The sequence below is a fragment of the Donghicola mangrovi genome (genome assembly GCF_013377535.1).
Taxonomy (GTDB): domain Bacteria; phylum Pseudomonadota; class Alphaproteobacteria; order Rhodobacterales; family Rhodobacteraceae; genus Donghicola; species Donghicola mangrovi.
In genome coordinates this window covers 555,064-580,995 of record NZ_JABCJE010000001.1, presented here as the reverse complement: position 1 = coordinate 580,995, position 25,932 = coordinate 555,064, and the positions used below count along the sequence as shown (strand labels likewise).

At 63.7% G+C, this 25,932-nt stretch carries 22 protein-coding genes; 7 read left to right on the top strand and 15 right to left on the bottom strand.

Annotation, left to right across the window (positions count from 1 at the left end; all coding sequences use genetic code 11):
- Window position 1 precedes the first annotated feature (1 nt).
- Entirely contained in the window at window positions 2–1,450 is a 1,449-nt protein-coding gene (locus HJ536_RS02980; protein ID WP_177156598.1) for an FAD-linked oxidase C-terminal domain-containing protein, read from the bottom strand.
- 93 nt (window positions 1,451–1,543) lie between these two features.
- Here HJ536_RS02980 and HJ536_RS02975 point away from each other — a divergent pair, with 93 nt between their 5' ends.
- Window positions 1,544–2,263 carry a DUF599 domain-containing protein gene (locus HJ536_RS02975; protein WP_176852504.1) on the top strand — a complete coding sequence of 240 codons (720 nt, stop codon included), beginning with the start codon at window positions 1,544–1,546 and terminating at the stop codon, window positions 2,261–2,263.
- A 35-nt stretch (window positions 2,264–2,298) separates the two neighbouring features.
- A complete protein-coding gene (locus tag HJ536_RS02970) occupies window positions 2,299–2,664 on the top strand; it encodes a hypothetical protein (protein ID WP_228028612.1) in 366 nt (121 codons plus the stop codon).
- Window positions 2,665–2,670: 6 nt separating this feature from the next.
- Here HJ536_RS02970 and HJ536_RS02965 read toward each other — a convergent pair whose 3' ends face one another.
- From HJ536_RS02965 to HJ536_RS02950, 4 genes are read right to left on the bottom strand one after another with little or no spacing between them, the layout of a single operon-like run.
- The gene (locus HJ536_RS02965; RefSeq protein ID WP_177156597.1) at window positions 2,671–4,722 is read right to left on the bottom strand and encodes a hypothetical protein; all 2,052 of its coding nucleotides are present in this window, start codon (window positions 4,720–4,722) and stop codon (window positions 2,671–2,673) included.
- A complete protein-coding gene (locus HJ536_RS02960; RefSeq protein WP_177156596.1) occupies window positions 4,719–7,463 on the bottom strand; it encodes a DUF4159 domain-containing protein in 2,745 nt (914 codons plus the stop codon). The genes HJ536_RS02965 and HJ536_RS02960 overlap by 4 nt, the downstream gene beginning before the upstream one ends.
- Window positions 7,463–8,332 (bottom strand): DUF58 domain-containing protein, encoded by an 870-nt coding sequence (locus HJ536_RS02955; RefSeq protein ID WP_177156595.1) that lies wholly within the window; start codon window positions 8,330–8,332, stop codon window positions 7,463–7,465. The genes HJ536_RS02960 and HJ536_RS02955 overlap by 1 nt, the downstream gene beginning before the upstream one ends.
- Entirely contained in the window at window positions 8,329–9,336 is a 1,008-nt protein-coding gene (locus HJ536_RS02950) for an AAA family ATPase (RefSeq protein WP_176852500.1), read from the bottom strand. The genes HJ536_RS02955 and HJ536_RS02950 overlap by 4 nt, the downstream gene beginning before the upstream one ends.
- Window positions 9,337–9,418: 82 nt before the next feature.
- Between HJ536_RS02950 and HJ536_RS02945 the strand changes: the two genes are divergently transcribed.
- Together HJ536_RS02945 and HJ536_RS02940 are read left to right on the top strand one after the other, a co-directional pair.
- A complete protein-coding gene (locus HJ536_RS02945; protein ID WP_177156594.1) occupies window positions 9,419–9,994 on the top strand; it encodes a DUF1285 domain-containing protein in 576 nt (191 codons plus the stop codon).
- A gap of 91 nt (window positions 9,995–10,085) precedes the next feature.
- The gene (locus HJ536_RS02940) at window positions 10,086–10,322 is read left to right on the top strand and encodes a DUF2798 domain-containing protein (RefSeq protein WP_176852498.1); all 237 of its coding nucleotides are present in this window, start codon (window positions 10,086–10,088) and stop codon (window positions 10,320–10,322) included.
- On the opposite strand, the gene HJ536_RS02935 is transcribed toward HJ536_RS02940, so the two are convergent.
- The 8 genes from HJ536_RS02935 to HJ536_RS02900 form a co-directional block, all read right to left on the bottom strand.
- Window positions 10,319–11,248, bottom strand: coding sequence for a cation diffusion facilitator family transporter (locus HJ536_RS02935; protein ID WP_177156593.1), 930 nt, complete (start codon window positions 11,246–11,248; stop codon window positions 10,319–10,321). The two genes, HJ536_RS02940 and HJ536_RS02935, sit on opposite strands and share 4 nt — an antisense overlap.
- 89 nt (window positions 11,249–11,337) lie before the next feature.
- Window positions 11,338–12,036 (bottom strand): alpha/beta hydrolase, encoded by a 699-nt coding sequence (locus HJ536_RS02930; RefSeq protein WP_176852496.1) that lies wholly within the window; start codon window positions 12,034–12,036, stop codon window positions 11,338–11,340.
- Between the two features lie 163 nt (window positions 12,037–12,199).
- Window positions 12,200–15,007 (bottom strand): DNA polymerase I, encoded by a 2,808-nt coding sequence (gene polA / locus HJ536_RS02925; RefSeq protein ID WP_177156592.1) that lies wholly within the window; start codon window positions 15,005–15,007, stop codon window positions 12,200–12,202.
- A 173-nt stretch (window positions 15,008–15,180) separates the two neighbouring features.
- On the bottom strand, window positions 15,181–16,182 hold the full coding sequence (gene lpxK, locus HJ536_RS02920; RefSeq protein WP_177156591.1) for a tetraacyldisaccharide 4'-kinase: 1,002 nt from the start codon (window positions 16,180–16,182) through the stop codon (window positions 15,181–15,183).
- Between the two features lie 3 nt (window positions 16,183–16,185).
- Window positions 16,186–17,400, bottom strand: coding sequence for a 3-deoxy-D-manno-octulosonic acid transferase (locus HJ536_RS02915; protein WP_177156590.1), 1,215 nt, complete (start codon window positions 17,398–17,400; stop codon window positions 16,186–16,188).
- 106 nt (window positions 17,401–17,506) lie between these two features.
- Complete coding sequence (locus HJ536_RS02910) at window positions 17,507–18,283, bottom strand: 3'(2'),5'-bisphosphate nucleotidase CysQ (protein ID WP_177156589.1); 777 nt, start codon at window positions 18,281–18,283, stop codon at window positions 17,507–17,509.
- A complete protein-coding gene (locus tag HJ536_RS02905; RefSeq protein ID WP_177156588.1) occupies window positions 18,270–19,616 on the bottom strand; it encodes a TldD/PmbA family protein in 1,347 nt (448 codons plus the stop codon). The genes HJ536_RS02910 and HJ536_RS02905 overlap by 14 nt, the downstream gene beginning before the upstream one ends.
- Window positions 19,617–19,716: 100 nt before the next feature.
- Window positions 19,717–21,219: a hypothetical protein gene (locus HJ536_RS02900; RefSeq protein WP_177156587.1), complete on the bottom strand. Its 1,503-nt coding sequence runs from the start codon at window positions 21,217–21,219 to the stop codon at window positions 19,717–19,719.
- A 126-nt stretch (window positions 21,220–21,345) separates the two neighbouring features.
- On the opposite strand from HJ536_RS02900, the gene HJ536_RS02895 reads away from it, so the two are divergent.
- Window positions 21,346–22,098 (top strand): SDR family oxidoreductase, encoded by a 753-nt coding sequence (locus HJ536_RS02895; RefSeq protein ID WP_177156586.1) that lies wholly within the window; start codon window positions 21,346–21,348, stop codon window positions 22,096–22,098.
- The gene (locus HJ536_RS02890; RefSeq protein ID WP_176852524.1) at window positions 22,095–22,706 is read left to right on the top strand and encodes an enoyl-CoA hydratase/isomerase family protein; all 612 of its coding nucleotides are present in this window, start codon (window positions 22,095–22,097) and stop codon (window positions 22,704–22,706) included. The genes HJ536_RS02895 and HJ536_RS02890 overlap by 4 nt, the downstream gene beginning before the upstream one ends.
- A 62-nt stretch (window positions 22,707–22,768) precedes the next feature.
- On the opposite strand, the gene hemN is transcribed toward HJ536_RS02890, so the two are convergent.
- Window positions 22,769–24,124 carry an oxygen-independent coproporphyrinogen III oxidase gene (hemN, locus tag HJ536_RS02885; RefSeq protein ID WP_177156585.1) on the bottom strand — a complete coding sequence of 452 codons (1,356 nt, stop codon included), beginning with the start codon at window positions 24,122–24,124 and terminating at the stop codon, window positions 22,769–22,771.
- Window positions 24,125–24,184: 60 nt separating this feature from the next.
- On the opposite strand from hemN, the gene fnrL reads away from it, so the two are divergent.
- On the top strand, window positions 24,185–24,931 hold the full coding sequence (gene fnrL, locus HJ536_RS02880; protein ID WP_177156584.1) for a transcriptional regulator FnrL: 747 nt from the start codon (window positions 24,185–24,187) through the stop codon (window positions 24,929–24,931).
- Between the two features lie 78 nt (window positions 24,932–25,009).
- On the opposite strand, the gene HJ536_RS02875 is transcribed toward fnrL, so the two are convergent.
- Entirely contained in the window at window positions 25,010–25,849 is an 840-nt protein-coding gene (locus HJ536_RS02875; protein WP_177156583.1) for a universal stress protein, read from the bottom strand.
- Between the last annotated feature and the right edge of the window lie 83 nt (window positions 25,850–25,932).

The following is a 25,932-nucleotide window of genomic DNA, read 5'->3' as shown; positions in this document are numbered from 1 at the left end:
TTCACTCGGCAGCGATTTTCACAGCGCGGCGCGCTTCGGACGACGCCAGCGGGAACACCTTGGCAGGGTTCAACAGCCACGCCGGATCAAAGACGTCCTTCACCGCCATCTGAGCCTCCAGATCGACGGGGGCGAACTGGTCCACCATCAGATCGCGCTTCTCGATGCCGACCCCATGCTCGCCAGTCAGACAGCCGCCTACCTCGACGCACAGACGCAAAATGTCGGCGCCAAAGGCCTCGCACAGCTCCAACTGGCCGGGCTGGTTCGCGTTATACAGGATCAAGGGATGCATATTGCCGTCGCCTGCGTGGAACACGTTCGCCACGCCCAAGCCATAGTGCTTGGACAGTTCGCCAATCCGGCGCAGCACTTCGGGCAGCGCCGACACAGGGATCGTCCCGTCCAAGCACATATAGTCGTTGATCTGACCCATCGCGCCGAACGCTGACTTGCGCCCCAGCCAGATGCGATAGGCTTCGTCCGCGTCCGCCGCCTCGCGGTAGTCCACGGGGTTGTGGGCGGCGGCGATCTCTTTGATCAGACTCAGTTGGTGACGGATCTCTTCGGGGCTGCCTTCGACCTCGATGATCAGAAGCGCCTCGCACATGGGATAGCCGGCCTTGGCAAAGGCCTCGCAGGCCTCGATGCACGGGCGGTCCATGAATTCGATGGCCACGGGCAGAACGCCCGCCTTGATAATGTCCGACACACAGGCGCCCGCGCCCTCGTTAGTGTCAAAGCCCATCAGCACCGGCAGCGCCCCCTCGGGTTTCGCCAGAATGCGCAGGGTCGCCTCGGTCACGACGCCAAGCTGCCCTTCGGACCCGCAAATCACCCCCAGCAGGTCCAAGCCCGCTGCGTCCAGATGCGCGCCGCCGATCTCGGTGATGGTGCCGTCCATCAGCACCATGGTCACGCCCATCAGGTTATTCGTGGTCACGCCATACTTCAGGCAGTGCGCCCCGCCAGAGTTCATCGCGATGTTCCCCGCAATGGCGCAGGCCAACTGAGAGGACGGGTCAGGCGCGTAAAAGAAGCCATCCGCCTCGACCGCGCCGGTGACGCTCAGGTTCGTGCGGCCAGTCTGCACGCGGATAAAACGGTTGTCGTAATCCGTCTCCAGCACTGCATTCATCCGCGCCACCCCAAGGATCACCGAATCCGCCGTCGGCAACGCACCCCCTGCCAAAGACGTCCCCGATCCGCGCGGCACCACAGGCACGCCCATTTGGTGACAAATGCGCAGCACGTCCGAAACCTCTTGGGTGGTCGAAGGCAGCACGGCCGCCAAGGGCGGGCATCGGTAAGCTGTGAGCGCATCGCATTCATAGGCGCGGGTCTCGGCCTCGTCATGGATCACGGCGGTTTCGGGCAGAACCTCGGTCAGTCTTCTGACCAATTCCGCCTTCTTCGCCACAATGGCGGGGTTCGGGGCTGGCATTTCCATAGCGGGCTCCTCCGGGACCTTGCGATACTGGTCAAAAAATATAACCAATTTTTCCATCTGGCAACCCGCAGCTGGTCAGTTTAGATTTCAGCCATGATTTGGATGGACCGCCTCAGCTATTTTGCCACCGTTGATTACGCCGCCGTTGCGTTGCTGCTGATCTGCTGGATCGGCATCGGTTGGCGCATCGAAAATCCGGGGAAAACCCCGTCCGTGTCGGTGCTTATGGCCGAATACCGGCGCGAATGGATGCGCCAGATGGTCGATCGGAACCCCCGCATTTTCGACGCCCAAGTCCTGAGCGGGCTGCGTCAGGCCACCAGCTTTTTCGCGTCAGCCAGCATGATCGCCTTGGGCGGCGGGTTCGCGGCCATCGGCAATTCCGAGCAGTTGGTCGGCGTCGCCCGCGACCTGAGGCTGGACGACTCACCCGCCGTAGTCTGGGAATTCAAGCTGCTGCTCACCATGGTCTTTCTGACCAACGCGTTCCTCAAGTTTGTGTGGTCCAACCGCCTGTTTGGCTACTGCGCGGTGCTCATGGCCAGCGTCCCGAATGACGGCAACAGCCCCTACGCCATGCCCCGCGCAACCAAGGCCGCATCGCTGAACATCTCGGCCGCGCGGGCGTTCAACCGTGGCCTTCGGTCGGTCTATTTCGCCCTGTGTTCCACGGCTTGGCTGGCGGGCCCTTGGGCGCTGTTCATTGCCACGGCCTTCACCGTCAGCGTGCTGTGGCGGCGCGAGTTCACGTCCCGGTCGCGCTCTGTCCTGATGGAGCAGAACGACGGGATGCCGCCCCCCACGGGCTTGTGACACCCGTGACGATTTTCTCGTGCTAACATACTGGCATGAGATGCAAATCGGTTTTCCCAGCCCTGTTCATCGCGATTCTACTGGCTGGCCAGACCAAGGCCGATGAGCCTCAGATCCTGTCTGCCACCGCCCAGAAAGAGGGCTTGGGATGGCGGATCGAGGTGACCGTGTCCCACAGCGACACAGGTTGGGACCATTTCGTTGATTTCTGGTCGATCGAGACCCGCGACGGCACCGAAATAGAGCGCCGCACCCTGCTGCACCCCCATCCCGAAGAACAGCCCCTGACACGGTCCCTGTCTGGCGTTTCGGTCCCTGATGGCATTCGCAAAGTCTTTATCCGCGCCCATTGTCGGCGCGATGGCTGGTCCAAGGACCGCTTTATGCTGAAGCTGAAATAGGGGCGGTCAGTTCCGCCCCTCTCTCATCCAGGCACCGATAATCAGCACCGACAGCACCAGAAGCACCGCCCAAGCGGGCAGCAACGGCACGCGGCTGATATCGCGGGCCTCGGTCGCGTCGCGGGGGGTGATGCCGATCCAGCCGCGCCCGATTGCGGGGCGACCCGCGTTCACCTCGCGGATGGCGGGGATGCCGTCGGTCACCTTCCAGACACCACCTCCGGTCGAGGCCAGAACAGGCTCCAGCAGATCACCGCTGGCGATGGTTTCCTCGAATTCACGCGGGGCGGCGGGGCCAAGGCCGATGACCGTCTCGTGCTCGCCCTCTTTCAGACGATAGAGACCCATCTCCGGCCCGTCGAACAGCGCCTCGTAATGGCCGGGGGACACCTCGGTCAGGGGCAGTTCGGTTTCGGTGCCGTCGGGTGCAGTGATCGTCACCGCCCCCACATCACCGGCCAAGGAACGGCGGATCACGCGGATCTGTTGGCCGGTCGCGGTGGCGGTCAGGGCCTCTTCTTCCAGTTCCGGCTCGCCCATCATCCAGTGGGCCAAGCGGCGCAGCAGTTCCATCTGGGGACCGCCCCCTTCGAAGCCGCGGCTCCAGAGCCACGCCTGATCCGAGGCCAGCAGCGCCACGCGCCCTTCGCCCACACGGTTCAGCAGCAGCAAGGGTTTGTCATCGGCCCCGGTCATGACCACGTCGGAATCCTTGGGGTCCACGTCCACCTGACGCAGCCAGCGGCCCCAGTCGGGTTCCCCCTCTAGGGGGGCAAGGCCCTCGGTCACGGGATGGCGCTGGCCCAGTTCGGTGACATGAGGGCGGAACGCCTCTTCTATCACGCGCGCTGTCGGTTCACCGGGCAACACCACCCCAAGCGGCGAACGATAAAGGCTGTCCACGTTGGCATAATCCGGTCCCGCAGACACCAGCACAGCGCCGCCATTCTCGACATAGTTCCGGACGTTATCCAAATAGAGCGCGGGCAGGATGCCCCGCCGTTTGTAGCGGTCAAAGATGATCAGGTCGAAATCGTTGATCTTTTCCAGAAACAGCTCACGCGTGGGAAAGGCGATCAGCGACAGCTCGGTCACAGGCACGCCGTCCTGCTTTTCCGGTGGGCGCAGGATGGTGAAGTGGACCAGATCGACCGAGCTGTCGGACTTCAGCAGGTTGCGCCACGTGCGTTCGCCCGCATGGGGTACGCCAGACACCAGCAGCACCGACAAGCGGTCCCGCACGCCGTTCATCTGGACAAGGGCGCTGTTGTTGCGGTCGGTCAGCTCGCCCTCGGCGGTGGCGACCTTGAATTCGATGACGTTCCGCCCCGCATGAGGCAGCTTCAGCGGCAATTCCATGTCCTGCCCGATCGGCACCATCACGGTCTGGGGCGCACGCCCATCCACCGAAACCGACAGCTGAGCGGGGCCGATGCCAGCGGGGACGGCGCCCTGATCTTCGACCCGCAGGGTAAGGGTGATTTCCTCGTCCAGAATGGCAAAGGCGGGGGCGTTGCTGACGATCAGGCGGCGGTCCCAATCCGTGTCCCGCCCCGTCAGCATCAGATGCAAGGGCGCGGGCAAGTCTGGTAGGGCAGCCAAGTCATGCAAGCGCCCGTCGGACAGCAGAATGGCACCGGCGATGCGGGCCTTGGGTTCCTCGGCGATGGCGTCGGCTAGGGCGGTCATCAGCTGGGTGCCCGCGTTATCCTGCCCGTCGCCCACGGTAATCCGGCGGACCTCGGTATTGGGGCGTTCAGCCAGACGGATGGCCAGCGCTTCGGCGGCCTCGGCGGTTTGGTCGGCGCGGTCGGACAGGCGTTGGCTGGCGCTGCGATCCTCGACCAGCAGGACGATGTCGGTCATCGGCGTGCGGGTCTCTTCTTGCAGGGCGGGGCCGGACAGGGCCACGGCAATTACCGCCAGCGCCAGCCCCCGCAGGAACCAACCCGACAGCCGCCGCACCCGCGCCAGCACCATCACCGCAACGGCCAGAAACGCCGCCCCATAGACGACCCACATCGGCACCAGCGGCGCAAAGGCGATTTCGTAGTTCATTGGCCCAACCTGTCCAGCAGCGCAGGCACGTGGACCTGATCCGATTTGTAGTTGCCCGTCAGCACATGCATCACAAGGTTCACGCCGAAGCGGAACGCCATCTCGCGCTGACGCTCGCCGGTGTAGCCGCGCCCAACGGTGCGCAGGGCATAGCCCCGATCATCCATCGCCCACGCACTGGCCCAGTCGTTGCCGCCGAAAATCACCGGCGTGACCCCGTCGTTCAGGTCGCGAAAGGGCATCCCCTCGATCTGCTCGGCGTCTTCGGGGGCGGCCTCGACCCAGACATCGCGGCTGTTATAGCGACCGGGGAAGTCTTGGAGCAGGTAGAAGGCGCGGGTCAGCACGTGGTCCGCTGGGATAGGCTCCAGCGGCGGCACGTCCAAAGGCTCGGCCAATTCGCGCAGCTTGCGCCCCTCGGGCGAGTTCGCGCCAAGGCGGGCTGTGTCCGCATCGCGGGTGTCAAACAGGATCATTCCGCCGCCGCGCAGATACTGGTTCAGCTTCACATAGGCCTCGTCCGAGGGGCGCTGTTGATTGGCGCTGATCGGCCAGTACAGCAGCGGGTAGAAGGCCAGTTCGTCCTGCTCCAGATCCACAGAGCGCGGGGCGTTAGGTTCAACCGAGGTCCGCTCGAACAGGGTCTGCGACAGGCCCTTCATCGCGGCGTAGGCCAGATCGTCCAAGGCTTTGTCGCCGGTCAGGACATTGGCCAGCGTGACTTCGTCCGCTGCCATCAACTCTTCCGAGGGGACGGGTGTATCCGCGTCCTGCGCACGTGTTTCATGCGGCACAGAGGCCAACATCAGCACCGCCAGTGCCGCAGCGGCACCGCGCAAACGGCCCCCGACAGCAAGCGAGGCCAGCAGATCGAGCGCAAGCAGCAGCGCCGCCAGCGACAACAGGAACCCGCCCAAGGGCTGCGCATCCGGCGCGACCAGCGGGGTCACCGATACGTTCGCTGGCCAAACGGCGGGCGTCAGGGTGGTTTCTTCTTCGATCAGGTTGCGGGACAGGCGGCGATCCTCGGTTTCATAAAGGCCGGGGCGCAGGTCCGGCCCTAAGGGCGCGGTGAACAGGAGCGGCCCCGCCACACCGGGCAACGCATCCCCAGAGCCAAGCCGCCCGAACCCGTCCAACACTTGAGCGGGTTGCCACGTGGTGCCCTCCAGTTGCTCGGCGGTGGGGCGGGCGGTGACCGACGAAATCGACAGACGCTCCAGCATTTGAACGAAGAGGCCCGATAGCGGCAGGTTGCTCCATTCCGCATTGGCGGTCACGTGGAACAACACGATTTGCCCCGCACCAGCCGCCTTGCGCGTGACCAGCGGTGTGCCGTCGCTCAGGCTCGCGATCACGCGGTCGGCCAGCGTTGGATCGGGCTGCGCCACGACCTGAGAGGTCACCTGAACATCATCGGGCGTGGGCAGGCCGGCAAAGGGGCTATCCTCGGCAAAGGGGGCCAGCGTTTTGGGGTCACCCCAGCTCATGGCACCGCCAACGGTGCGGCCACCGGCCCGCAGGCGGACGGGCATCAAGGGGTCCTCGGCTTCACGTGAAACATCACTGGCGGCTAGGCGCGGACCGGCAAAGCGCACCAGTTGGCCACCCTTTTCGACCCAGTCCAGCAGGGCCTTTTCCTCTTTGGGGGCAAGGCGGGCGACGTCGGCCAGAATGATCACGTCGGGGTTGGCGGGCAGAATGTCATCCAATCCGCCCTCTAGCAGGTCGGCGGTCGGTTCCAGCGCCTGATGCAGGTAATGCAGGGGGGACAACAGGTCGATCGCCTCGCGGCTGCGGCCGCCGTCGATCAGAGCAACCTCGCGCCGTTGCAAGCGGTCGTCGGCCAAGGTCACGCCGCCTGCACTGCGCGCCCCATCCAGCGAGAACCTGTTGATGCGGGCGCGCAATTCGGCGGGCAGGTCCAGCGTGGTCGAGGCCTCGGTCTGGCCGTCTTCGAAGCTGACCTCTCCGGTGGCCAGAACCCGCTCGATCCCCGCCGGATCAGGGCCAAGAGCCGAGATCGTCAGGGTTTCCGACGGGGCGGGCCGCAGGCGCAGGGCGGTCAGGGCGATCTCTCCGTCCTGAAACGCGGCGGGGCGCAGGGCGGTCGGGTTGGTGCCGGTGTCGAACACGGTCAGGGGGCCGTGGTCCCGCAGGCGGTCAGCCAGCCCCTCTCTGCCCGCATAGTCCAGCCCGTCACTCAGCCACCACGTTTCAAAATCCCCCTCGGGCAAGGCAGCATCAAAACGCGGGTCCCACGGGGCGGGGCTCAGGCCGGGCAGCCCTTCGATCGCCACAGAGGCATCGGCAAAGGTCGCGGGGGAAGGCGCGGTCAGGGCCATGACGGCGACGGGACGGCCATTGCGGCCAGCCTCGGCGATCATGGGTTCCAGCCGCGCCATGCGGCCGCGCCAATCGGGGGCGCTGGCCCATGTGGCATCCATCAGCACCAGCAGCGGACCACGGCCCGACTGCCGCGCATCGGGGTTCAGAACAGGCCCCGCCAGACCGATGATCACCGCCGCCACGGCCAACAGGCGCAGCAGCAGCAGCCACCAAGGGGTCTTGTCGCTCTGGTGTTCGTCGTCTTTGAGCCCCAGCAGCAGGGAGACGGCGGGGAACTTGCGGCGCACAGGCGCGGGCGGCACGGCCCGCAGCAGGAACCACAGAACCGGAAGGGCCAGCAGGCCCACCAGAAGCCACGGCGCGGTAAATCCCAATGCCCCGAAAACCGTCATCAGCGGGCTCCTTGTACGGCCTGATAGACCCAAAGAAGCGCGCTTTGGGCGGGCTCCGACGTGTGGTGATGGCCGACCAGCCAGCCGGTGTTCAGCGCCAGATCGGCCAGTTCGGCCTTTCGCTCGGCCAACCGTTCCAGATACCGGTCGCGTAGGGTATCCGCGCGCAGGGTTTCATGGCGGACACTGCCCGTCATGCTCTCGAACACGGTGCGGCCACGGAAGGGGAATTCCTCTTCGGCGGGATCAAGGACTTGCATCAGCGCCCCGCGAATGCCGCGGCCAGCGGCGCGAGTCAGCACATGTTTGAGCGGCCCCAAATCCCCGAGAAAGTCGGAAATGATCAGCGCGCGGCTGTTCGGCACCATCGGGGACAAATCGGGGATGCCGTAATCGTCGGGGCGGTCCTGTACCAGCGCGGTCGCGATACGCTCTAGCTGGCCATTCCCGCGCCGAGGGGGCAGCACAGCGCCCAAAGCCACCCGTTCCCCGCCACGCACCAACAGGATCGCGGTGGCCATGCCGATCAAGCGAGCGCGTTCGGCCTTGGTCGTGACCTTGTCACTGCTGGCAAAGTTCATCGAGGACGCCTGATCCACCCACAGCAGCGCCGACTGGGCCACCTGCCATTCGCGCTGCTTGATGAATTGTTCATCCCCCCGTGCGGACCTGCGCCAGTCGATCAGGCGCGCATCATCGCCGGTTTGCAGCGGGCGATATTGCCAGAAGGCATCCCCCGAACCGGACCGACGCCGCCCGTGATCGCCCAACTGGACGTTCGCGGCCAAACGCTCGGCGCTGGCAAGAAGCGGCGGATACGCAGAGGCCAGACCTTCGGCACGGCTGCGCAGGTGGGGGGCTTCGGTCACGCAGCGGCCTCTTGTCCGGTGATGCGGGCAACGCCGCGGGCGATCACATCATCCAGCCGCTGCCCACGGGCGCGGGCGGCAAAGGTCAGGTTCATGCGGTGACGCAGCACGGGCGCAGCCATCGCGGCCACATCCTCGGCGTTCGGGGCAAGGCGGCCGTTCAGCATCGCCTCGGCGCGGACGGCCAGCATCAGGGCCTGCGCGGCACGGGGACCGGGGCCCCACGACACATCGGCCACCACTTCGGGCAGGGCCGAGGGGTCCTCGGGGCGGAAGGCGCGCACCAGATCAAGGATCATCTCGACCACGCTGTCGCCCACGGGCATTTTGCGCAGCAGCATCTGTGCCGCGAGCAGTTCGGCAGCGGTAAAGACCTGAGTGGCCTCAGCCTCTTCGGCGCCGGTGGTGGCCAAAAGGATCGCCTTTTCCGTCTCGCGGTCGGGATAGCGCACGTCGATCTGCACGAGGAAACGGTCAAGTTGCGCTTCGGGCAAAGGATAGGTGCCCTCTTGCTCGATCGGGTTTTGGGTTGCCAAAACGTGGAAAGGCGCAGGCAGCGCGCGGGTTTCCCCACCCACCGAGACCGAGCGTTCCTGCATCGCCTGCAGCAGCGCCGACTGGGTGCGCGGGCTGGCGCGGTTGATCTCGTCCGCCATCAAGAGCTGGCAGAACACAGGCCCCTCGAGGAAGCGGAACGCGCGGCGGCCATCCGCATCGGTTTCCAGCACTTCGGAGCCAAGGATATCGGCGGGCATCAGGTCGGGGGTGAACTGCACACGCTTGCCGTCCAGACCCATCACGGTGCTCAGGGTTTCGACCAGACGGGTCTTGCCCAAACCGGGCAGACCGATCAGCAGACCATGCCCCCCGCACAGCAGCGCGGTCAGGGTCAGATCCACGACGCGCGTCTGACCGATAAACCGTTTGGTGATCGACTCGCGGGCAAGAGCCAGTTTTTCCTCGAAAGTTTCGATTTCAGACACCAGATCGGCGGTTTCGGTCATGGTGTGGCTCCTGCGATTTGGAATGCTATAGTGATAAGGGTATCGCATGATCCTGAAATGGCAAAAGAGAACTAAAGGACAAATGAACGTGAAGCCTTCGGCAGACTACATCGCCGCCGCCGTTCAGGCCGCGTCCAAAGGGGGCCTGCCTCCGATCCACAAGTGGAACCCGCCCTTTTGCGGGGACATTGACATGAGGATCGCCCGCGATGGCACGTGGTTCCATGAAGGCACGCCGATTGGCCGTGCGCCCTTGGTCCGACTGTTTTCCACCATCCTGAAGCGCGAAGACGGCAAGTATTATCTGGTCACCCCCGTCGAGAAGGTCGGGATCGTGGTCGAGGACGCGCCCTTTGTCGCCATTGATTTCGAGGTCTCTGGCGAAGGGGACGATCAAACTCTGACTTTCACGACCAACGTTGGCGATCAGACACAGGCGGGCGTGGATCACCCCATCCGCGTGGTGCGCGATGCCGAAACCGGCGAGCCGTCCCCCTATGTCCACGTGCGCGATGAACTAGAGGCGCTGATCGACCGGAAAAGCTTTTACCGGATGATTGATCTGGGCCAGCATCGTCATCACGAAGAGGTCCGCTGGTTTGGCGTGATGTCGGGCGGGCAGTTTTTCCCGATTATTCCGTCCGAAGAACTGGAATAACGCAGGCCCGTCTGTGCGGGCGTGCGGCTTCACAAAGGGCGGCGGCGCGGTATTCTGCGCATTCCGCTATCCGAACCAAGGCAGGTCCCCCATGATCCACCCGCGCTTTGCCCCTTATCTGTTCAGCCTGTTTCTGTCCGGTATGATGTCGTGCCTCGTGTCCGGTATCGCGACGTTCCGCGCGCTGGGTTTTGTGCCGAACTTTGGCGCCGAGTGGATGGGCGCGTGGGCGTCCAGCTGGGCCTTTGCCTTTCCGGCGGTGCTGGTGGTGGCCCCTGTGGCCCGCCGCATGGTGGCCGCAGTGGTCCGGTCGCCCGACGCAGTTTAATGCCCGATCAGGGGCGCGTTGGGGCAAGCCGCGGACGCGCGCTCGATCTCTAGGGTGACGTGGCTGATCCCCTTGGCCACCAGCATGGCGCGGACGCGGTTGCGGATGTCCATCGCAGCGGGCCAATCGGGATCGGATACCACCAGATGCACCTGTAGCGCGGCCTCGTGTTCGGTCATCTGCCAGAGGTGCAGATGATGGGCGGCGGCAACGCCCTCTTCCTCTTGGATATGCTCTAGCAGGTCTTCGGCATCGTGGCCGTCAGGGCTGGCCAGCATCAGGTTGCGGATGACCGGCCCGATCTCGGTCGCGGCCAGATACAGGATGTAGCCCGCAATCATCAGCGTGATAATCGGGTCCACCAGCCTCCAGTCATACAGGATCACCAGAGTCCCCCCGACGATCACCGCCAGAGACCCCAATGCATCCGACAGGTTGTGAATAAAGGCGGCGCGGATATTGGCACTTTCCTTGGACAGGCGCAGGGTCAGCAGTGCGGTCGCAAGATCGATGACCAGCGCGATGCCTGCCACGATCACCACGGTCCAGCCCTGAATGGCGGGCGGGTCGATCAGGCGGGCGATCCCCTCCCACGCCAAGTAGAGGCTGATGACGATCAGGGTGGTGTAGTTGACCAAGGCCGCCACCATCTCGGCCCGTCCGTAGCCAAAGGTCATGCGGGCATCTGCGGGGCGGCGGGCGATCTTGCGGGCGAAGAACGCGATCACCAAAGAAATCGCATCGCTGAAATTGTGCACCGCGTCCGCAATCAGCGCGATTGAGCCCGAGACCACGCCGCCGATGATCTGCGCCACAGTCAGCAGCAGGTTGATCGCCACGGCAAAGGCAACCTGACGGTCGCCGGCCTCCGGGTCGATATGGTGGTGGTGATGATGGTGCCCGTGATGGTCGTGCGAATGGCCCATAGGATGCCTCTTTCGTGCTGCTATGGACCCAAGGTAATTGCTCTAGCCACTAGAGCTTCAAGAGCTGATTTCGAAAAAATCGCCGCAGGTCAGGAAGCCGCCCGCAAACCCGAGCGGGTCAGGAACGATGCGCTCTCGATATCCGCGAGCGTCCGCGCCAGCAGCGACTTGCGCGGGCCAAGCTTGGTCCAGCCGTGACCGCCAGCATCGTATTTGTGGACCGTGGTCTGATTGCCCCAGATCGACGCATACTTTTCCGTGCTGCGCATCGGGATAATCGGATCGTCCACCGCGTGATGCAGGAACACCGGCCCCTTGAACCGATCAATCCCCTTGTAGGGATCAAAGGTCAGCGCATCCCGCACGAAGCCGGGGCCGACACCCTGACCGTCAAAGTCGAACAGCGTGTCGTCGGTCATCTCGGGCAAGGGATCGCCCATGATGTGCCCGTCCGCGATATCCTCGACAAAGGTGGCGGCGGGGGCCCACAGGGACAGCGATTTGATCAGGTCGGGTCGCTCGCCTGCCAGAACGGCAGCGGCCATGCCCCCCAGCGAATGGCCGATCACATGCACCGGACGCATAATCCGGCGCTTGATGGTTTCGATCACGGTTTCCAGCTGCCGCACCTCGTCCGAGGCGGTGATATCGGAAAAATCCCCATCGCTTTCGCCATGACCCAAGCGGTCAAAGGCCAGCACCGAATAGCCGTCCTGATGCAGGGCGCGCGCCATCTGGACCAGCAGTCGACCCGTCCCGTAGCGGTTGCTGGAGAAGCCGTGGTTCATCACGACATAATCAACGGGTGCCGGGGTCTGATAAAAACTGGACCGGATGGTTAAACCACGGTGAATAAACTCAAAAGTTTTTGGGGCGGACAAAATGTGAATCCTTGGAAGTATGCCAAAGGATAACACATCCGGACCGCTTTGGTTCCAAGATTTTTGAGAATCAGTGGGCTTCCGCCCAACTGTTTCCACGACCTGCATCAACTATAAGCGGCACATCCAGTTGGATAACCGGCATCGCTGCGCCCTCCATGACGGATTTTGCAGTTTGAATCAGCTGATCCGCCGCGTTTTCGTCGACTTCGAACAGCAGTTCATCGTGTACCTGTAGCAACATTTTGGCGGGCAAATCCGCAATGGCTTCGGGCATCCGGATCATGGCGCGGCGGATGATATCCGCTGCCGTTCCCTGAATCGGAGCGTTGATCGCGGCGCGTTTCGCGAATCCTGCACGGGGGCCTTTGGCAGCAATCTCGGGCGTGTGGATCTTGCGGCCGAACAGGGTTTCGACGAACAGGTTCGACTGCGCGAATTTCACCGTGGTATCCATGTAGTCCTTGATGCCGGGGAAACGCTCGAAATACCGGTCGATAAAGCCCTGCGCCTCGGCTCGCGGAATGCGCAGGTTGCGGGCCAGACCGAAACCGGAAATCCCGTAGATGACGCCAAAGTTGATCGCCTTGGCCTGACGACGCACCTCCGAGGTCATCTCGTCCAGCGGCACGCCGAACATCTCGGACGCGGTGGCGGCGTGAATGTCCTGCCCCTCGCGGAAGGCTTGTTTCAGGCTCTCGATCCCCGCCACATGCGCCAGAATGCGCAGTTCGATCTGGCTATAGTCGAGCGCGACCAGAACCTTGCCCTCGGGCGCGATGAATGCCTCGCGGATGCGGCGGCCCTCTTCGGTGCGGATCGGGATGTTCTGCAGGTTCGGATCGGTCGAGGACAGACGCCCCGTTGCCGCCCCGCACTGGACATAGCTGGTGTGCACCCGCCCCGTGTCGCGGTTGATGTGGTCCTGCAGGGCGTCGGTATAGGTCGATTTCAGCTTAGACACCTGACGCCAGTCCAGCACGCGGCCGGGCAGTTCGTGTTCGGTGGACAGGTCTTCCAGAATATCCGCGCCGGTGGCATATGCGCCGGTTTTCCCCTTGGTGCCGCCCGCATAACCCAGCTTGTCGAACATGATCTCGCCAAGCTGCTTGGGGCTACCCACATTGAATTTCTCGCCCGCGAGTTCGTGGATCTCTTCCTCGAGCTGCGCCATCTTCTGGGCAAAGGCGTTGGACATCCGGCTCAGGGTGTCGCGGTCCACCAACACGCCATGACGCTCCATCTGGGCCAAGACGGGCACCAGCGGGCGCTCCAGCCCTTCGTATACTCGAGTGACTTTGGATACAGGCAACTGCGGCTTGAACTTCTGCCAGAGGCGCAGGGTGATGTCCGCGTCCTCGGCGGCATAGCGGACAGCTTTCTCGACCTCGACCTTGTCGAAGGTGATCATGGATTTACCGCTGCCGATCAGCTCTTTGATCGGGATCGGGTTATGGCCCAGATAGCGTTCCGACAGCGCGTCCATCCCGTGGCCATGCAGGCCCGAATATAGCGCATAGGACATCAGCATCGTGTCATCGATGCCCTGCACCGTGATGCCGTAGTTCTGGAAAATCTTCATGTCGTACTTGGCGTTCTGAAAGATTTTCAGAACCGACGGGTCTTCGAGCAGCGGTTTCAGCAGTTTAAGGCAGGTGTCGAAATCCATCTGGCCCGCAGCCTTTTCCGAGCCGCCGAACAGGTCCCCATCGCCCGAGGTATGGCCCACGGGGATATAGCAGGCCTTGCCAGCCGCCGTGGCCAGAGACACGCCGACCAGATCAGCGACCATCTCGTCCAAGGCGGTGGTTTCGGTGTCGACTGCCACATAACCTTGGGCGCGGGCGGTGGCGATCCACTGCTCCAGCACTGCGGGATCGCTGACGCAGGTATAGCTGTCCGCGTCAAAGGGCACGTCCTCTTCGGGCGCGGATTCGGGGGCTGCGGTGGCAGCGGGGGCCTTGTCCTCGATCACGGGGGCGGGGGCGTCCAGCGCGTCGGCGATCCGCTTGGTCAGGGTGCGGAATTCCATCTTGGCCAAGAAGCCCAGCAGAACCTCGGGCTCGGGCTCGCGGATTTCCAGATCGTCTAGGGTGAACTCCAGCGGGGTCGCACAATCCAGCTGCACCAGCTTCTTGGACAGCTCGATCTGGTCGCGCTTTTCGATCAGGGTCTGGCGGCGTTTGGGCTGCTTGATCTCTTCTGCGCGGTCGAGCAGTTCCTCGAGGCTGCCGAATTCGTTGATCAGCAGCGCGGCAGTCTTGATCCCGATGCCGGGCGCGCCGGGCACGTTATCCACGCTGTCCCCGGCCAAGGCCTGCACGTCCACCACGCGCTCGGGACCGACACCGAATTTCTCTTCGACGCCTTCGCGGTCGATAACCTTGTTCTTCATGGCGTCGAACATGACGATGCCGTCACCGACCAGCTGCATCAGGTCCTTGTCCGAGGACACGATGGTCACGCGGCCACCGGCCTCGCGTGCCTGACAGCACAGGGTCGCGATGATGTCGTCGGCCTCGTAGCCTTCCATCTCTTCGCAGGCGATGTTGAAGGCGCGGGTGGCCTCTCGGGTCAGGGGGATCTGGGGGCGCATGTCCTCTGGCATAGCCTCGCGGTTGGCCTTGTAGAGGTCGTACATGTCGTTGCGGAACGTGTGGCTGCCCTTGTCGAAAATCACGGCGAGGTGCGTCGGCGCGTCAGGGCCGCTGTTCCCTTCGACATAGCGCTGGAGCATGTTGCAAAAGCCGCTGACCGCCCCGATCGGCAGGCCATCGGATTTGCGCGTCAGAGGGGGCAGCGCGTGATAGGCGCGGAAGATAAAGGCCGATCCGTCGATGAGATGCAGATGACAGCCCTTGCCGAATTTCGTGCCCATGTCGCGCTCCTTGTTCCTGTTGGCCAAGGTAATGCCACGACTGGCGATTGGCTTCCAGCATGGATGCCTGTGCGCGGGTTAAAGATGCGTGAAGGTCGGCGAGGTTCCCCGCCAAGGCTACGCGTCAGGTGCGGCGCGGCCTCCGGCGGGGGTATTTGGACCAAGCTGAAGGCTTAGGGCGTTTTCAGGCCCAAGGCGTTCAGGCGCGTGTCGAGTGCGCTCCAGTCGGCGATTTCTAGGCGGACGGGGAGGGTCAGGACTTTGCGGCGGAAGCTGTCGGGCAGGCGGACGGCGTCCTTTTCGGTGGTGACCAGTTGGGCGCCGGCGGCGCGGGCGTCGGATTCGAGGCGCTGCATCAGGGCGGGGGTTAGTTCTTGGTGGTCCGACAGGGCTTCGGCGCGGACCAGGGGGGCGCCAAGGCTGCGCAGGGTGGCAAAGAATTTCTCGGGGTGGCCGATGCCTGCGAAGGCCAGAAGCGGCATCAGGGACCAGTCCATGCCGGTGCGCAGGGGCTTGAGTTGGCCGGTCAGGTGCGGCGTTGGGATATGCGCGGACCACTCGGCGGCAAAGCGGGCTTGGGCCTCGGGCGTGCCGATGGAGAGGGTCAGGTCGGCGCGGGTCAGGCCTGTGGGGACCGGTTCGCGCAGGGGGCCAGCGGGCAGGCAGCGGCCGTTGCCAAAGCCTTTGTCCGCATCCACCACGACGATCGAGATGTCCTTGTGAAGGGACGGGTTCTGGAAACCGTCATCCAGCAGGATCACATCCGCGCCCGCTTGAACGGCCAAGGTCGCGCCCGCCGCGCGGTCGGGGGCAACGTGGACAGGCATGAAGGCCGCCATCAGCAGGGGCTCGTCCCCGACCTCTTTGGTTGAGTGAGTGCGTTCGTTTACTGTGGTTGGGGTGGTCACCGTGCCGCCGTAGCCGCGGCTGACGGCGTGGGGTTTGTGGCCCGCTTCGATCAGGCGTTGGGCGATGGCGATGGTGGTGGGGGTTTTGCCCGTGCCGCCCGCGTTCAGGTTGCCGATGCAAATCACCGGCACGTCGGCGCGGGTCCACGGACCTTTGGCCAGACGGCGGGCGGTGGCGCTGGCATAGACCGCGCCCAAAGGAGCCAAAAGGCGCGCACGCCAGTCGGGGTGATCGGGCGAGGTGTACCAGAAATCCGGTGCTTGCATCGGTCAGAATGCCTTGTCGTCGAGTTGCTCTTGCAAGATTTCCAGCACCTTATCAGTCACCTCGGCCCCGCGCGAGGTCACTTCCCATGCGGCGTGCGCCTGTGCCGCGGCTTTGTCGGGCGCCAAGAGCAGTTGCAGGCCTTGGGCCAAGGAACTGGCGTCCTTGACGATGCGGGCGCCGCCAGCGTTCACAAGGCGGCTGTAGCTGTCCAGATAGCCGCCCACGTTGGGGCCATAGAGCAGCGCCGAGCCCAAGGTGGCCGGGGCGAACGGGTCCTGCCCGCCATAGCCCGACACCAGCGAACTGCCGACAAAGGTGATGGGCGCGAGACGGTACCACACACCCATTTCGTCGGGAACGTCCACGACGACGATCTGCACGTCCTCGGTGATGGGGTCGTTGGTGCTGCGGCGGGCGATGCGCCAGCCTTGTTGCATCAGCCCGTCTGCCAAAGCGACGCCGCGCTCAGGTTCGCTCGGGGCGATCACGCAGAGCAAGCGGTGGGAATAGCGGCCCATCTGGCGCTGCGCTTCGGCGACCATGGGCTCTTCGCCCGCGCGGGTGTGGGCGGCCAGCCAGACGGGGCGGCCGGTCAGCTGCGGGCGCAGGTGATCCACGATGCGCGGGTTGGCTTCGGGGGTGAGGCCGCCTTCCTCTAGCCGCCCAAGGGGCAGGGCAGGGGACAGACCCGGACGCAGGCGGTTGATCCGGCGGGCCGAGCTTTGGTCGCGGCAAATGATATGCTGGAAGCACAGCGCCAGCGCCTGATGGGCGGGGCGGTTCAGGCGAAAACCGGGCGGGTCGATATCTGCGGCGCGGGCGTTGGTCAGGATCAGCGGCACTTTCTGCCGCTCCATCGCCCACAAAAGGCCCGCGCGCAGGGGGGCCCCGCAGTACAGCCCGAAATCCGGTTTGAAGTGCTGAACAAAGGCGGTCGTCTGCGCGATGTTGTCCTGCGGAATCGGCTGGACCAGCACATGATCGGGCATGGCGCAGGGGCAACTGAGCCCCTCTTGCATGGTCATCAGGATCTCGGGCATCGGTTCCAGTTGCTCGAGCCGCTGGATCAGATGGCACAGGGCCGCCAGATCGGGGGCACTGCCCGCATGCAGCCACAAGAGCAGCCCCTCGGGGCGCGGAGCCCACAGGGTTTGCGCGTCGACGCGGCGTCCGGGCTTCAGCCCGACGGCGACGGAAAGGGCAAGTTGGCGATACATAAGCGGGTCTGAATTAACCGAAACGGTGGATTAAACGTATGCAGCATACGTGTTTCGGGCAGGGGGGCAAGCCGCGCTAATCGGGGGTGGCAACGCCCCGCCCGAGTTATCTGAGCGATCGGTAGATTTCTTGATGTAACAGGGGGTTGGCTGTGATCACGCCGTTGCTGGCCGGATCGGGCATGTTGAACTGTAAGGGCTGGTTCAAACGATCCGTGACCACCGCGCCGGATTCGGCGGCAATCAGGCTGCCCGCCGCGATGTCCCATTCCCACGCATCGCGCAGGGTCAGCATCGCGTCATAGCGCCCCTCGGCCACCAGACAGAACCGGTAGGCCAGACTGGGCCGATGATGCCGTGCGATCTGGGGCAGCACGCGCCAGTGCTGAGGCTCCATGTTCGGGCGGGTGGCCAGAATGTCGGCCCCGGCCAGATGATCGCGCCCCGAAGTGGTCAGCGCCGCGCCATTGCGAAAGGCACCTTGGCCCAGAACGGCGGAATAGCTGACGCCCTTGACCGGCAGGAATACCAGACCGGCGGTGACGCGGCCATTCTCGGCGATCGCCAGCGAGTGGGACCAGGAATCCTGCCCCTCGATATAGGCGCGCGTGCCGTCGATGGGGTCCACGATGAACACACGCTCGGCGTTCAGGCGGGCGGGATCGTCCTCGGTCTCTTCGGACAGCCAGCCATAGTCGGGGCGTGCGGCCGTCAGTGTGGCGCGCAAATAGGCGTCCACTTCCAGATCGGCCTCGGTCACGGGGCCCGCATCATCCGGTTTGTGCCAGACCTCGGGATCGTTGCGAAAGTGGCGCAGGGCGATCTCGCCCGCTGCCTCTGCCGCCTCGATCAACAAGGCCAGATCGGCCTCAGGCGCCTGCAATGGTCAACCCTTCGACCAAGAGCGACGGGACCACGCGGCTGAGATAGGCGCGGGCGTCGTTCGCGGGGGTCATCTGCATCAGCATGTCGCGCAGGTTGCCCGCCAGCGTGCATTCGTTCACCGCATAGGTGATTTCGCCGTTTTCCACCCAGAAGCCGGCCGCCCCGCGGGAATAGTCGCCCGTGGTCGCGTTGATGCTGCTGCCGATCAAGGACGTGACCAACAGGCCCGTGCCCATGTCGCGGATCAGCTCCTCGCGGGATTTGTCGCCTTGGGTCAGGGCCACGTTCGACACAACCGGCGACGGGGCCGAGCCCGTGCTGCGGCCCGCGCTGCCGGTCGAGGGCATGCCCAGTTTGCGGCCCGTTGCCAGATCCAGCGTCCAGCCCATCAGGATGCCGTCCTCAACGATGGTGCGGGGGGCGGTGGGCAGCCCCTCTCCGTCAAAGGGGCGCGAGCCGGTCAGGCGGGGGCGCAGGGCGTTTTCGGTGATGGACAGGGCCTTGGGCAGAACCTGACGGCCCAGATCATCGCGCAAGAAGCTGGAGCCACGGGCAATCATCGAGCCGTTCACTGCCGACAGCAGGTGCCCGATCAACCCCGAGGAAATGCGTTCGTCATAGATCACCGGATAGGCGCCGGTCGGGGGCTTGCGGGCATCCATGCGTTCGACAGCGCGCTGGCCTGCGGTGGCACCGATTTCTTCGGGCGAGCGCAGGTCGGACTGGAAAGTCCGCGAGTCCCCGTCATAGTCGCGCTCCATCTTCAGGCCTTCGCCGGCGATGGCAACGCATGACAGGCTGCGGCCCGTGCGGCCATAGCCGCCAGAGAACCCGTTGCTGGTCGCGATCCAGATATTGCGCGCGCCATAGCTGGCACCGGCGGACTGGACCTGCGTGACACCGGACTGGGCCATTGCGGCAGCCTCGGCGCGGCGAGCGTCCTCTTGCAGTTCGGCGGCGGTGGGTTCTTGGGTTGGGTCGGACAGCTCCAGCGCGTCCAGATCCCAGTCGCGGGCATATTGGCGGGGTTCGGCCAACCCGACATAGGGGTCCTCGGGGGCCTCGTTGGCCATCGCGACAGCGCGGGCGGCCAGTGTTTCGATGGTGGCGGTGCTGGTGTCGGACGCCGAGACGTTGGCCTGACGTTTGCCGATCATCACGCGCAGGCCGATGTCGATCCCTTCGGACCGTTCTGCCTGTTCCAGCTTGCCCTGACGCACGTCGATTTCAGTCGAACTGCCATAAATGGCCATCGCGTCGGCGCTGTCTGCGCCAGCCCGTTTGGCTGCCTCGAGCAGCTGTTGGGTGAGGGATTCTAGCCGTTGCGTCATGGGATACCTCCGAACTCAGGTTTCTGAGGTAGCCTGAGGCACGCCCGCTTGCAAGGTTCGCCCCCGCCGGAAACGGGGGCGTGATCGCAGGAAATGCGGATTAGCGGATACGCTGACCGTTTGCCAGAATCTGGCCACCGCCCTTGATCTCGATCTTCGAGGTCAGGGTGTCTTCGGATTCCACAACGGTGAACATCGACAGCATCATGCGCGGACCCATCAGCTGTTCGGGCGGCAGGATGCCCATCTTGCCAAGGTTATCCAGCAGGCTGTTCAGGCCAACTGCGCGCAGGGACACCTCGCCTTCGGGGCGGGGGAAGCCGTTAAAGGTCTGCAGATCGGTGTTGTCGAACTTCATCTGGCCCTTGCCCGTGATGGTCGCACCAGCCGCAGTGATCTGCAGTTCGGTCAGGCGCAGGTTGTCCAGAGTGGCGGGCGGATTGCCGGTCTCGAACATCTGGGCGATTTCATCGGCTTTGGACGGATCGAACAGCGGCGCCTTCAGGATCGCGTCGCCTTCTAGGCCCAGCGCGATGGTGGCGGGGATGCGGGGCAGAACCTTGGCGGGGTCGAAGATATCCCACAGCTGGTCCGACATGGTGAAATCACGCAGCGCCACACCTGCCGCAACCGGCGCGGGGGCCTCGCCCGGCAGGATCGGGGCGGTCAGGTTGCTGCTCTGCTCGGCCATGTCCAGCTCGATCGGCGCGGGGAAAGCGGCGGTTTCAATGGTGGCGTGCAGGTTCTGGTTCGAGTTGCTGTAGGCCAGACCGTCCTTGGATACGTCCGACGTCACGCTGCTGGCACCTGCGGTCAGCGCCACGGCAAAGGGATTGTTCTCGGACTGGCCGGTCACGTTCATGCGGCTGTCGGCCGAGGACATGTTGAACTTGGCGGTCGCACCGGCCATCGCCATGGCGTGGAAATCGCCCATCGCGGCTTCGTCGCCGCGCAGTTCGGTCGCGAGTTCGATCCCGTTGAACAGGGCATCAACCTTTACGCTGTCCTTGGATTCAGGGTCCACCATCGACACATCAAGGGTCATGTTCTGCATCGAATAAGCTGAGTCGCGCGCGCCCTCTTGCTCGATGGTTTCGCCCTTGAGGCCGTTCATGGTCAGGTCAACTACGGCGTCCTGAATGGCCTTACCGTCCAGCTTCAGTTCGTCCAGACCAACAGACACCGCGTCCGAGGTGTAGGCCGTGCTTAGATGCTCGGGCGAGCCGCTGATCAGCATGTCCGCACCGACCTGACGGATGTACAGGTCCATGTCGGTTGTCTTGCCTTCTTCGGTAAAGGTGACCTGCCCGTCATACTCGGGCGAGGTTGCGACGCTGACGGTGCCGTCCGCATTGCCGGTTAGAACGATCTGCGGGATGGTAAACACCGCCGAGCCGCTGTCATGGGCCTGCGTGATCTTCAGATCGGTGATAGTCAGCGCCTTGCCGTCCATCGTTTCGCTTGCGGTGGTGTATTCGCTGTTATTCGCGGTCAGGGTCTGAACCCAGTTGTCCCAAACCTGCTGGGGGGTAACGTCGGCGGCTGCTGCGGTCGCCAGAGCGCCCCACGCAACAGAAGCACCTAGCACAATACGGTTCGTCATAACGTACCTTTCAAAATAATCGTTTGGGCGCAGCTTCGTGCCTGTCTCGCAAAATCGTCAAGGCCGAAAATCTGGACCTCTACCTAGGCGTTCATTACGAATGTTCAAAGAATGCAGGAGGGATTCATGTCGGAATTTGCCGGAAAATGCGTTTTTATTACGGGTGCAAGCCGCGGGATCGGTGCGGCAGCGGCCCGTGAATTCGCCGCTGTTGGTGCCAATGTGGTGCTGGCCGCACGAAATGGTGATGCGGTAGCAGAGCTGGCCGGAGAGATCGGTCGACAGGCCTTGGCGGTGCCCTGTGATGTCAGTCGGTACTGGGAGGTTCAGGCCGCGATCGAGGCTGCAGTCAAAACATTTGGCCGTCTGGATGTGCTGGTGGGCAACGCCGGCGTGATCGACCCCATCGGCCATTTGCAGGACTGCGACCCCGATGCGTGGGGCCATCTGATCGACGTGAATATCAAGGGCGTCTTCAACGGAATGCACGCCGCCCTGCCCGTGATGAAGGCGCAGGGCGGCGGCACCATCCTGACCGTCAGTTCCGGCGCGGCCTCGCGTCCGGTCGAGGGGTGGAGCGCCTATTGCACCTCTAAGGCGGGGGCGCAGATGCTGACCCGTTCGCTGGACCTAGAGGAACGCGCGAACGGCATCCGTGCCATTGGCCTGTCGCCGGGCACTGTGGCCACAGACATGCAGCGCGACATCAAGGCCAGTGGTATCAACCCCGTCAGTCAGCTTGACTGGTCCGAGCATATCCCGCCCGCATGGCCCGCCAAGGCCTTGGTCTGGATGTGCAGCCCCGAGGCCGATCCGTGGCTCGGTGACGAGATTTCGCTGCGGGACCAGAACATCCGCGAACAAGTAGGACTGCTATGATTGACGTGACCCGCGACGGGGACCTTTGGACCATCCGCATCAACCGCCCCGACAAGGCGAACTCCCTGACCCGCGAGATGCTGGGAACCCTTGCCGATACCTTTGAGGCCGCCAAGGACGCCCGCGCCGTGATCCTGACCGGCGAGGGCAAAGTGTTCAGCGCCGGTGCCGATCTGGACGAGGCCCGCGCAGGGCTGGCGGTGGATACGGTGTGGGAACGTCTGTCCTCGGCGGTGGCTGCAGTGCAGGGGCTGACCGTTGCGGCGCTGAACGGCACGCTGGCGGGGGGCGCGATGGGCATGGTTCTGGCCTGCGATCTGCGTCTGGCCGTACCGACCGCCAAGTTCTTTTACCCCGTGATGAAGCTGGGCTTTATGCCCCAGCCCAGTGACCCCGTGCGCATGTCCCAACTGATCGGCCCCGCGCGTACCAAGCTGATCCTGATGGGCGGCCAAAAGATCACCGCGACCGAGGCTCTGACCTTTGGGCTGGTGGACCGCTTGGTCGAACCCGATGCCCTGATGGCCGAGGCGCAGGCGTGGGTGCAGGATACCCTTGCCGCGAAACCCGAGATCGCCATGGGGATCAAGGAACTCTGCCGCCGCTAAGGCACAAAAAAAGCCCGAGGGGGGAAGAGAACCCTCGGGCCTAGGCAACGAAACAGGTGCCTTTAGATCGCAGAGCTGTGGCCAGCTTTGCTGAGGTCATAGGTGTCGAAGTGGCGCGCGATGATGCGGGTCATGGCGCGGGCCTCGGGCTTGATCGACAGCTGGCATCCAACGGTTTCGATCATGCCTTCGAATTTCTCGGTCACCTCGCGGTAGTGCGCCATCAGAGCGGCGTCCGACAGGCCGAAATCGCGCTGCAACTCTGCCCCGTCGATGCCGAAAGTGCACATCAACATCTCGATGATGCGGGACCGCAGCAGATCCTCGCCCTTGAAGGTGTGGCCGCGCGCGGTGGCAAATTCACCCGCCCGCACCGCCGCCGTGTAGGCCGAGGTCGACGAGGCGTTCTGGGCGTACCCCTGCGGGAAGCGCGAAATCGACGACGCGCCCAAGCCGATCAGCACGTCCGCCGTGTCGTCGGTGTACCCTTGGAAGTTGCGGCGCAGCTTGCCGGTGCGCAGGGCCACATCCAGCCCGTCACCCTTTAGTGCAAAGTGGTCGATGCCGATCTCGGTGTACCCGTCCCACATGAACAGCTGGGTCGCGGTCTCGAACAGGTCCAGACGTTCCTGAGGGGTCGGCAGCGCATCCGACGGAATCATCTGCTGGCGTTTCGCCATCCACGGAACGTGGGCATAGCCGTACAGGGCCACGCGGTCCGGCGACAGCGACAGCAGCTTCTGGACGGATTCGGTGATCCGCTCCTTGGTCTGGTGCGGCAGGCCGTACAGGATGTCCGCGTTCAGGCTGGTGATGCCGCGGGCGCGGATCATCTCAACAGCCTTCTTGGTGATGTCAAAGCTCTGGATACGGCCGATGGTTTTCTGGATGTCGTCGTCGAAATCCTGAACCCCGATCGAGGCACGGTTCATCCCCGCAGCGGCCAGCGCATCAAGACGCGCTTCGTCGATCTCGTTCGGGTCGATCTCGACCGAGAATTCGTAATCCGTTGCAAACGGGGCAATATCCGCGATCGCCTGCGCCAGTTCGGTCATCATGCCGGGTGCCAGCAGGGTGGGCGTGCCGCCCCCCCAGTGCAGACGCGACAGAGTGACGCCCTTAGGTAGAATTTGACCAAGTGATGCAATTTCTGCCTTGAGTGTCTGTAGATAGACACGTACCGGATCGTCGCTCTGGGTGCCCTGAGTGCGGCACGCACAGAACCAGCAGAGCCTACGGCAGAAGGGCACATGGATATACAGCGATATACTGTTCCCGGCCGGAATAGCCTTCACCCACCCTTCGAAATCGGTCGGCGTGACGTCGTTCGAAAAGTGCGGTGCGGTGGGGTAGCTGGTGTAACGCGGGACTTTTGCGTCAAACAGACCCAATTTGGCGAATTGTGTTTTCGTATCCATGGGCCTACCGTTAAAGATGACTTTGCGGGTCATCCTTGACCCAGATCAAGCGCGAACAAGATGTTGAACGATACTTTAAAATTCGATGCCCATAATTGCGATGGGTGCCCGATCCGTCATCGTGCCGTCTGCGCGCGGTGCGAAACCGACGAGCTCGAGGTGCTTGAGCAAATCAAGTACTACCGCAGCTACGAGGCCGGCCAGACCGTGATCTGGTCCGGTGACCAGATGGACTTTGTCGGTTCGGTGGTTTCGGGCATTTCGACCCTGACCCAAACGATGGAAGACGGCCGGACCCAGATGGTGGGTCTGTTGCTGCCCAGCGATTTTGTGGGCCGACCGGGGCGCGATCGCGCGGCCTATGATGTGGTGGCCGTGACCGACATGGTGATGTGCTGCTTCCGCCGCAAACCGTTCGAGGCGATGATGGCCAAGACCCCGCATATCGCGGAGCGTCTCTTGGAAATGACCTTGGACGAACTGGATGCCGCCCGCGAATGGATGCTGGTGCTGGGTCGCAAGACCGCGCGGGAAAAGATTGCTTCGCTCTTGGCGATTATCGCGCGCCGCGATGCCACGCTGAAAATGGCATCGACCCAAGGGCGTCTGGTGTTCGACCTGCCCCTGACCCGCGAAGCGATGGCCGACTATCTGGGTCTGACGCTGGAAACCGTGAGCCGCCAGATCAGCGCCCTGAAGCGTGACGGCGTGATCGAGCTGGAAGGCAAGCGTCACGTCACCATCCCCGACATGGGCCGCCTGCTGGAAGAGGCGGGCGACGATTCGGACGGTGGGATGCTGGCCTGAGCCATCTGTAACGGACAATGAAAAAAGGCGCGGCAATGGGTCCGCGCCTTTTTCCGTTTTCAGGGATTGGCTCCCCGATTAGTGCGACAAGAAGATCGGCAGCTTGGCGTTCTCCAGAATGCCGCGGGTTGCGCCACCCAGAATGGCTTCGCGGAAGCGCGAGTGGCCATAGGCGCCCATCACCACCATATCGGCGCTGATGTCTTCGGCGTGGCGGGCCAGAACGTCGGAAATGCGGGGCATGGTTTTCGCCAGAACCGAGATTTCCACATGCACGCCGTGGCGCGACAGGAACTCGGACAGGCGTCCGCCGGGGTCCGAACGCTCGGGGCCGTGGGTCGGCGGGTTGATGATCGCGATGGACACGAACTCTGCCTTCTTCAGCAAGGGCAGGGCGCGGCGCACCGCGTTCAGGGCTTCTTTGCTTTCGTTCCAGCCGATGACGATGCGCTTGAACTCGGTCTTGGGTTCATAGCCTGCGGGCACCATCAGCACCGAGGTGTCGCCATCAAACAGCGCCGCTTCCAGAACGGGCTCCAGTTCGACACCGGCGCCTTCGCCATAGGGCTGCGCCATCACGGCCAGATCGGCAAAGCGCGCACGGCCCGCCACATGGCGCCCCAGATCGGCGATAGCGGCCACAGCCGATTCGACATTCCACAGAACATCCTCGGCTTTGAACTCTTCGCGAATCTCGGTTTCCAGATCCGTGGCTTCGCGTTGGGCGCGTTGCAGGGTCTCTTGCAGGACCATCGCGTTGGCACCTGCATAGTAATATCCGGTCTGGGTCCGGTCGATTCCCATGGTCAGGACATCCAGATGCGCATCCCACGCACGGCAGAGTGCCTTGGCCATCGCCAGAGGGGCCGCAGCAGCGGCAGGGTCAGTCACAGCGGTGAATAGTGTTTTGTAAGCCATCTCGTCCTCCTGAGTTGGACATCTGGTGTGAACGCTACCGCGACTCGCGGACCTCTACTTTGAGATGCATCAACAATCCGAAT

Excerpts from the sequence above, each read along its gene's own strand:
- HJ536_RS02970 (WP_228028612.1), top strand. The coding sequence starts at position 2,299 with ATGAGATGCAAATCGGTTTTCCCAGCCCTGTTCATCGCGATTCTACTG.
- HJ536_RS02895 (WP_177156586.1), top strand. The coding sequence starts at position 21,346 with ATGTCGGAATTTGCCGGAAAATGCGTTTTTATTACGGGTGCAAGCCGC.
- fnrL (WP_177156584.1), top strand. The coding sequence starts at position 24,185 with ATGTTGAACGATACTTTAAAATTCGATGCCCATAATTGCGATGGGTGC.
- HJ536_RS02950 (WP_176852500.1), bottom strand. The coding sequence starts at position 9,336 with ATGACCGAAACCGCCGATCTGGTGTCTGAAATCGAAACTTTCGAGGAA.
- hemN (WP_177156585.1), bottom strand. The coding sequence starts at position 24,124 with ATGGATACGAAAACACAATTCGCCAAATTGGGTCTGTTTGACGCAAAA.
- HJ536_RS02965 (WP_177156597.1), bottom strand. The coding sequence starts at position 4,722 with ATGAACTACGAAATCGCCTTTGCGCCGCTGGTGCCGATGTGGGTCGTC.
- HJ536_RS02940 (WP_176852498.1), top strand. The coding sequence starts at position 10,086 with ATGATCCACCCGCGCTTTGCCCCTTATCTGTTCAGCCTGTTTCTGTCC.
- HJ536_RS02915 (WP_177156590.1), bottom strand. The coding sequence starts at position 17,400 with ATGTATCGCCAACTTGCCCTTTCCGTCGCCGTCGGGCTGAAGCCCGGA.
- HJ536_RS02945 (WP_177156594.1), top strand. The coding sequence starts at position 9,419 with ATGAACGTGAAGCCTTCGGCAGACTACATCGCCGCCGCCGTTCAGGCC.
- HJ536_RS02980 (WP_177156598.1), bottom strand. The coding sequence starts at position 1,450 with ATGGAAATGCCAGCCCCGAACCCCGCCATTGTGGCGAAGAAGGCGGAA.
- HJ536_RS02890 (WP_176852524.1), top strand. The coding sequence starts at position 22,095 with ATGATTGACGTGACCCGCGACGGGGACCTTTGGACCATCCGCATCAAC.
- HJ536_RS02930 (WP_176852496.1), bottom strand. The coding sequence starts at position 12,036 with ATGAACCACGGCTTCTCCAGCAACCGCTACGGGACGGGTCGACTGCTG.
- HJ536_RS02875 (WP_177156583.1), bottom strand. The coding sequence starts at position 25,849 with ATGGCTTACAAAACACTATTCACCGCTGTGACTGACCCTGCCGCTGCT.
- polA (WP_177156592.1), bottom strand. The coding sequence starts at position 15,007 with ATGGGCACGAAATTCGGCAAGGGCTGTCATCTGCATCTCATCGACGGA.
- HJ536_RS02975 (WP_176852504.1), top strand. The coding sequence starts at position 1,544 with ATGATTTGGATGGACCGCCTCAGCTATTTTGCCACCGTTGATTACGCC.
- HJ536_RS02935 (WP_177156593.1), bottom strand. The coding sequence starts at position 11,248 with ATGGGCCATTCGCACGACCATCACGGGCACCATCATCACCACCACCAT.
- HJ536_RS02960 (WP_177156596.1), bottom strand. The coding sequence starts at position 7,463 with ATGACGGTTTTCGGGGCATTGGGATTTACCGCGCCGTGGCTTCTGGTG.
- lpxK (WP_177156591.1), bottom strand. The coding sequence starts at position 16,182 with ATGCAAGCACCGGATTTCTGGTACACCTCGCCCGATCACCCCGACTGG.
- HJ536_RS02900 (WP_177156587.1), bottom strand. The coding sequence starts at position 21,219 with ATGACGAACCGTATTGTGCTAGGTGCTTCTGTTGCGTGGGGCGCTCTG.
- HJ536_RS02905 (WP_177156588.1), bottom strand. The coding sequence starts at position 19,616 with ATGACGCAACGGCTAGAATCCCTCACCCAACAGCTGCTCGAGGCAGCC.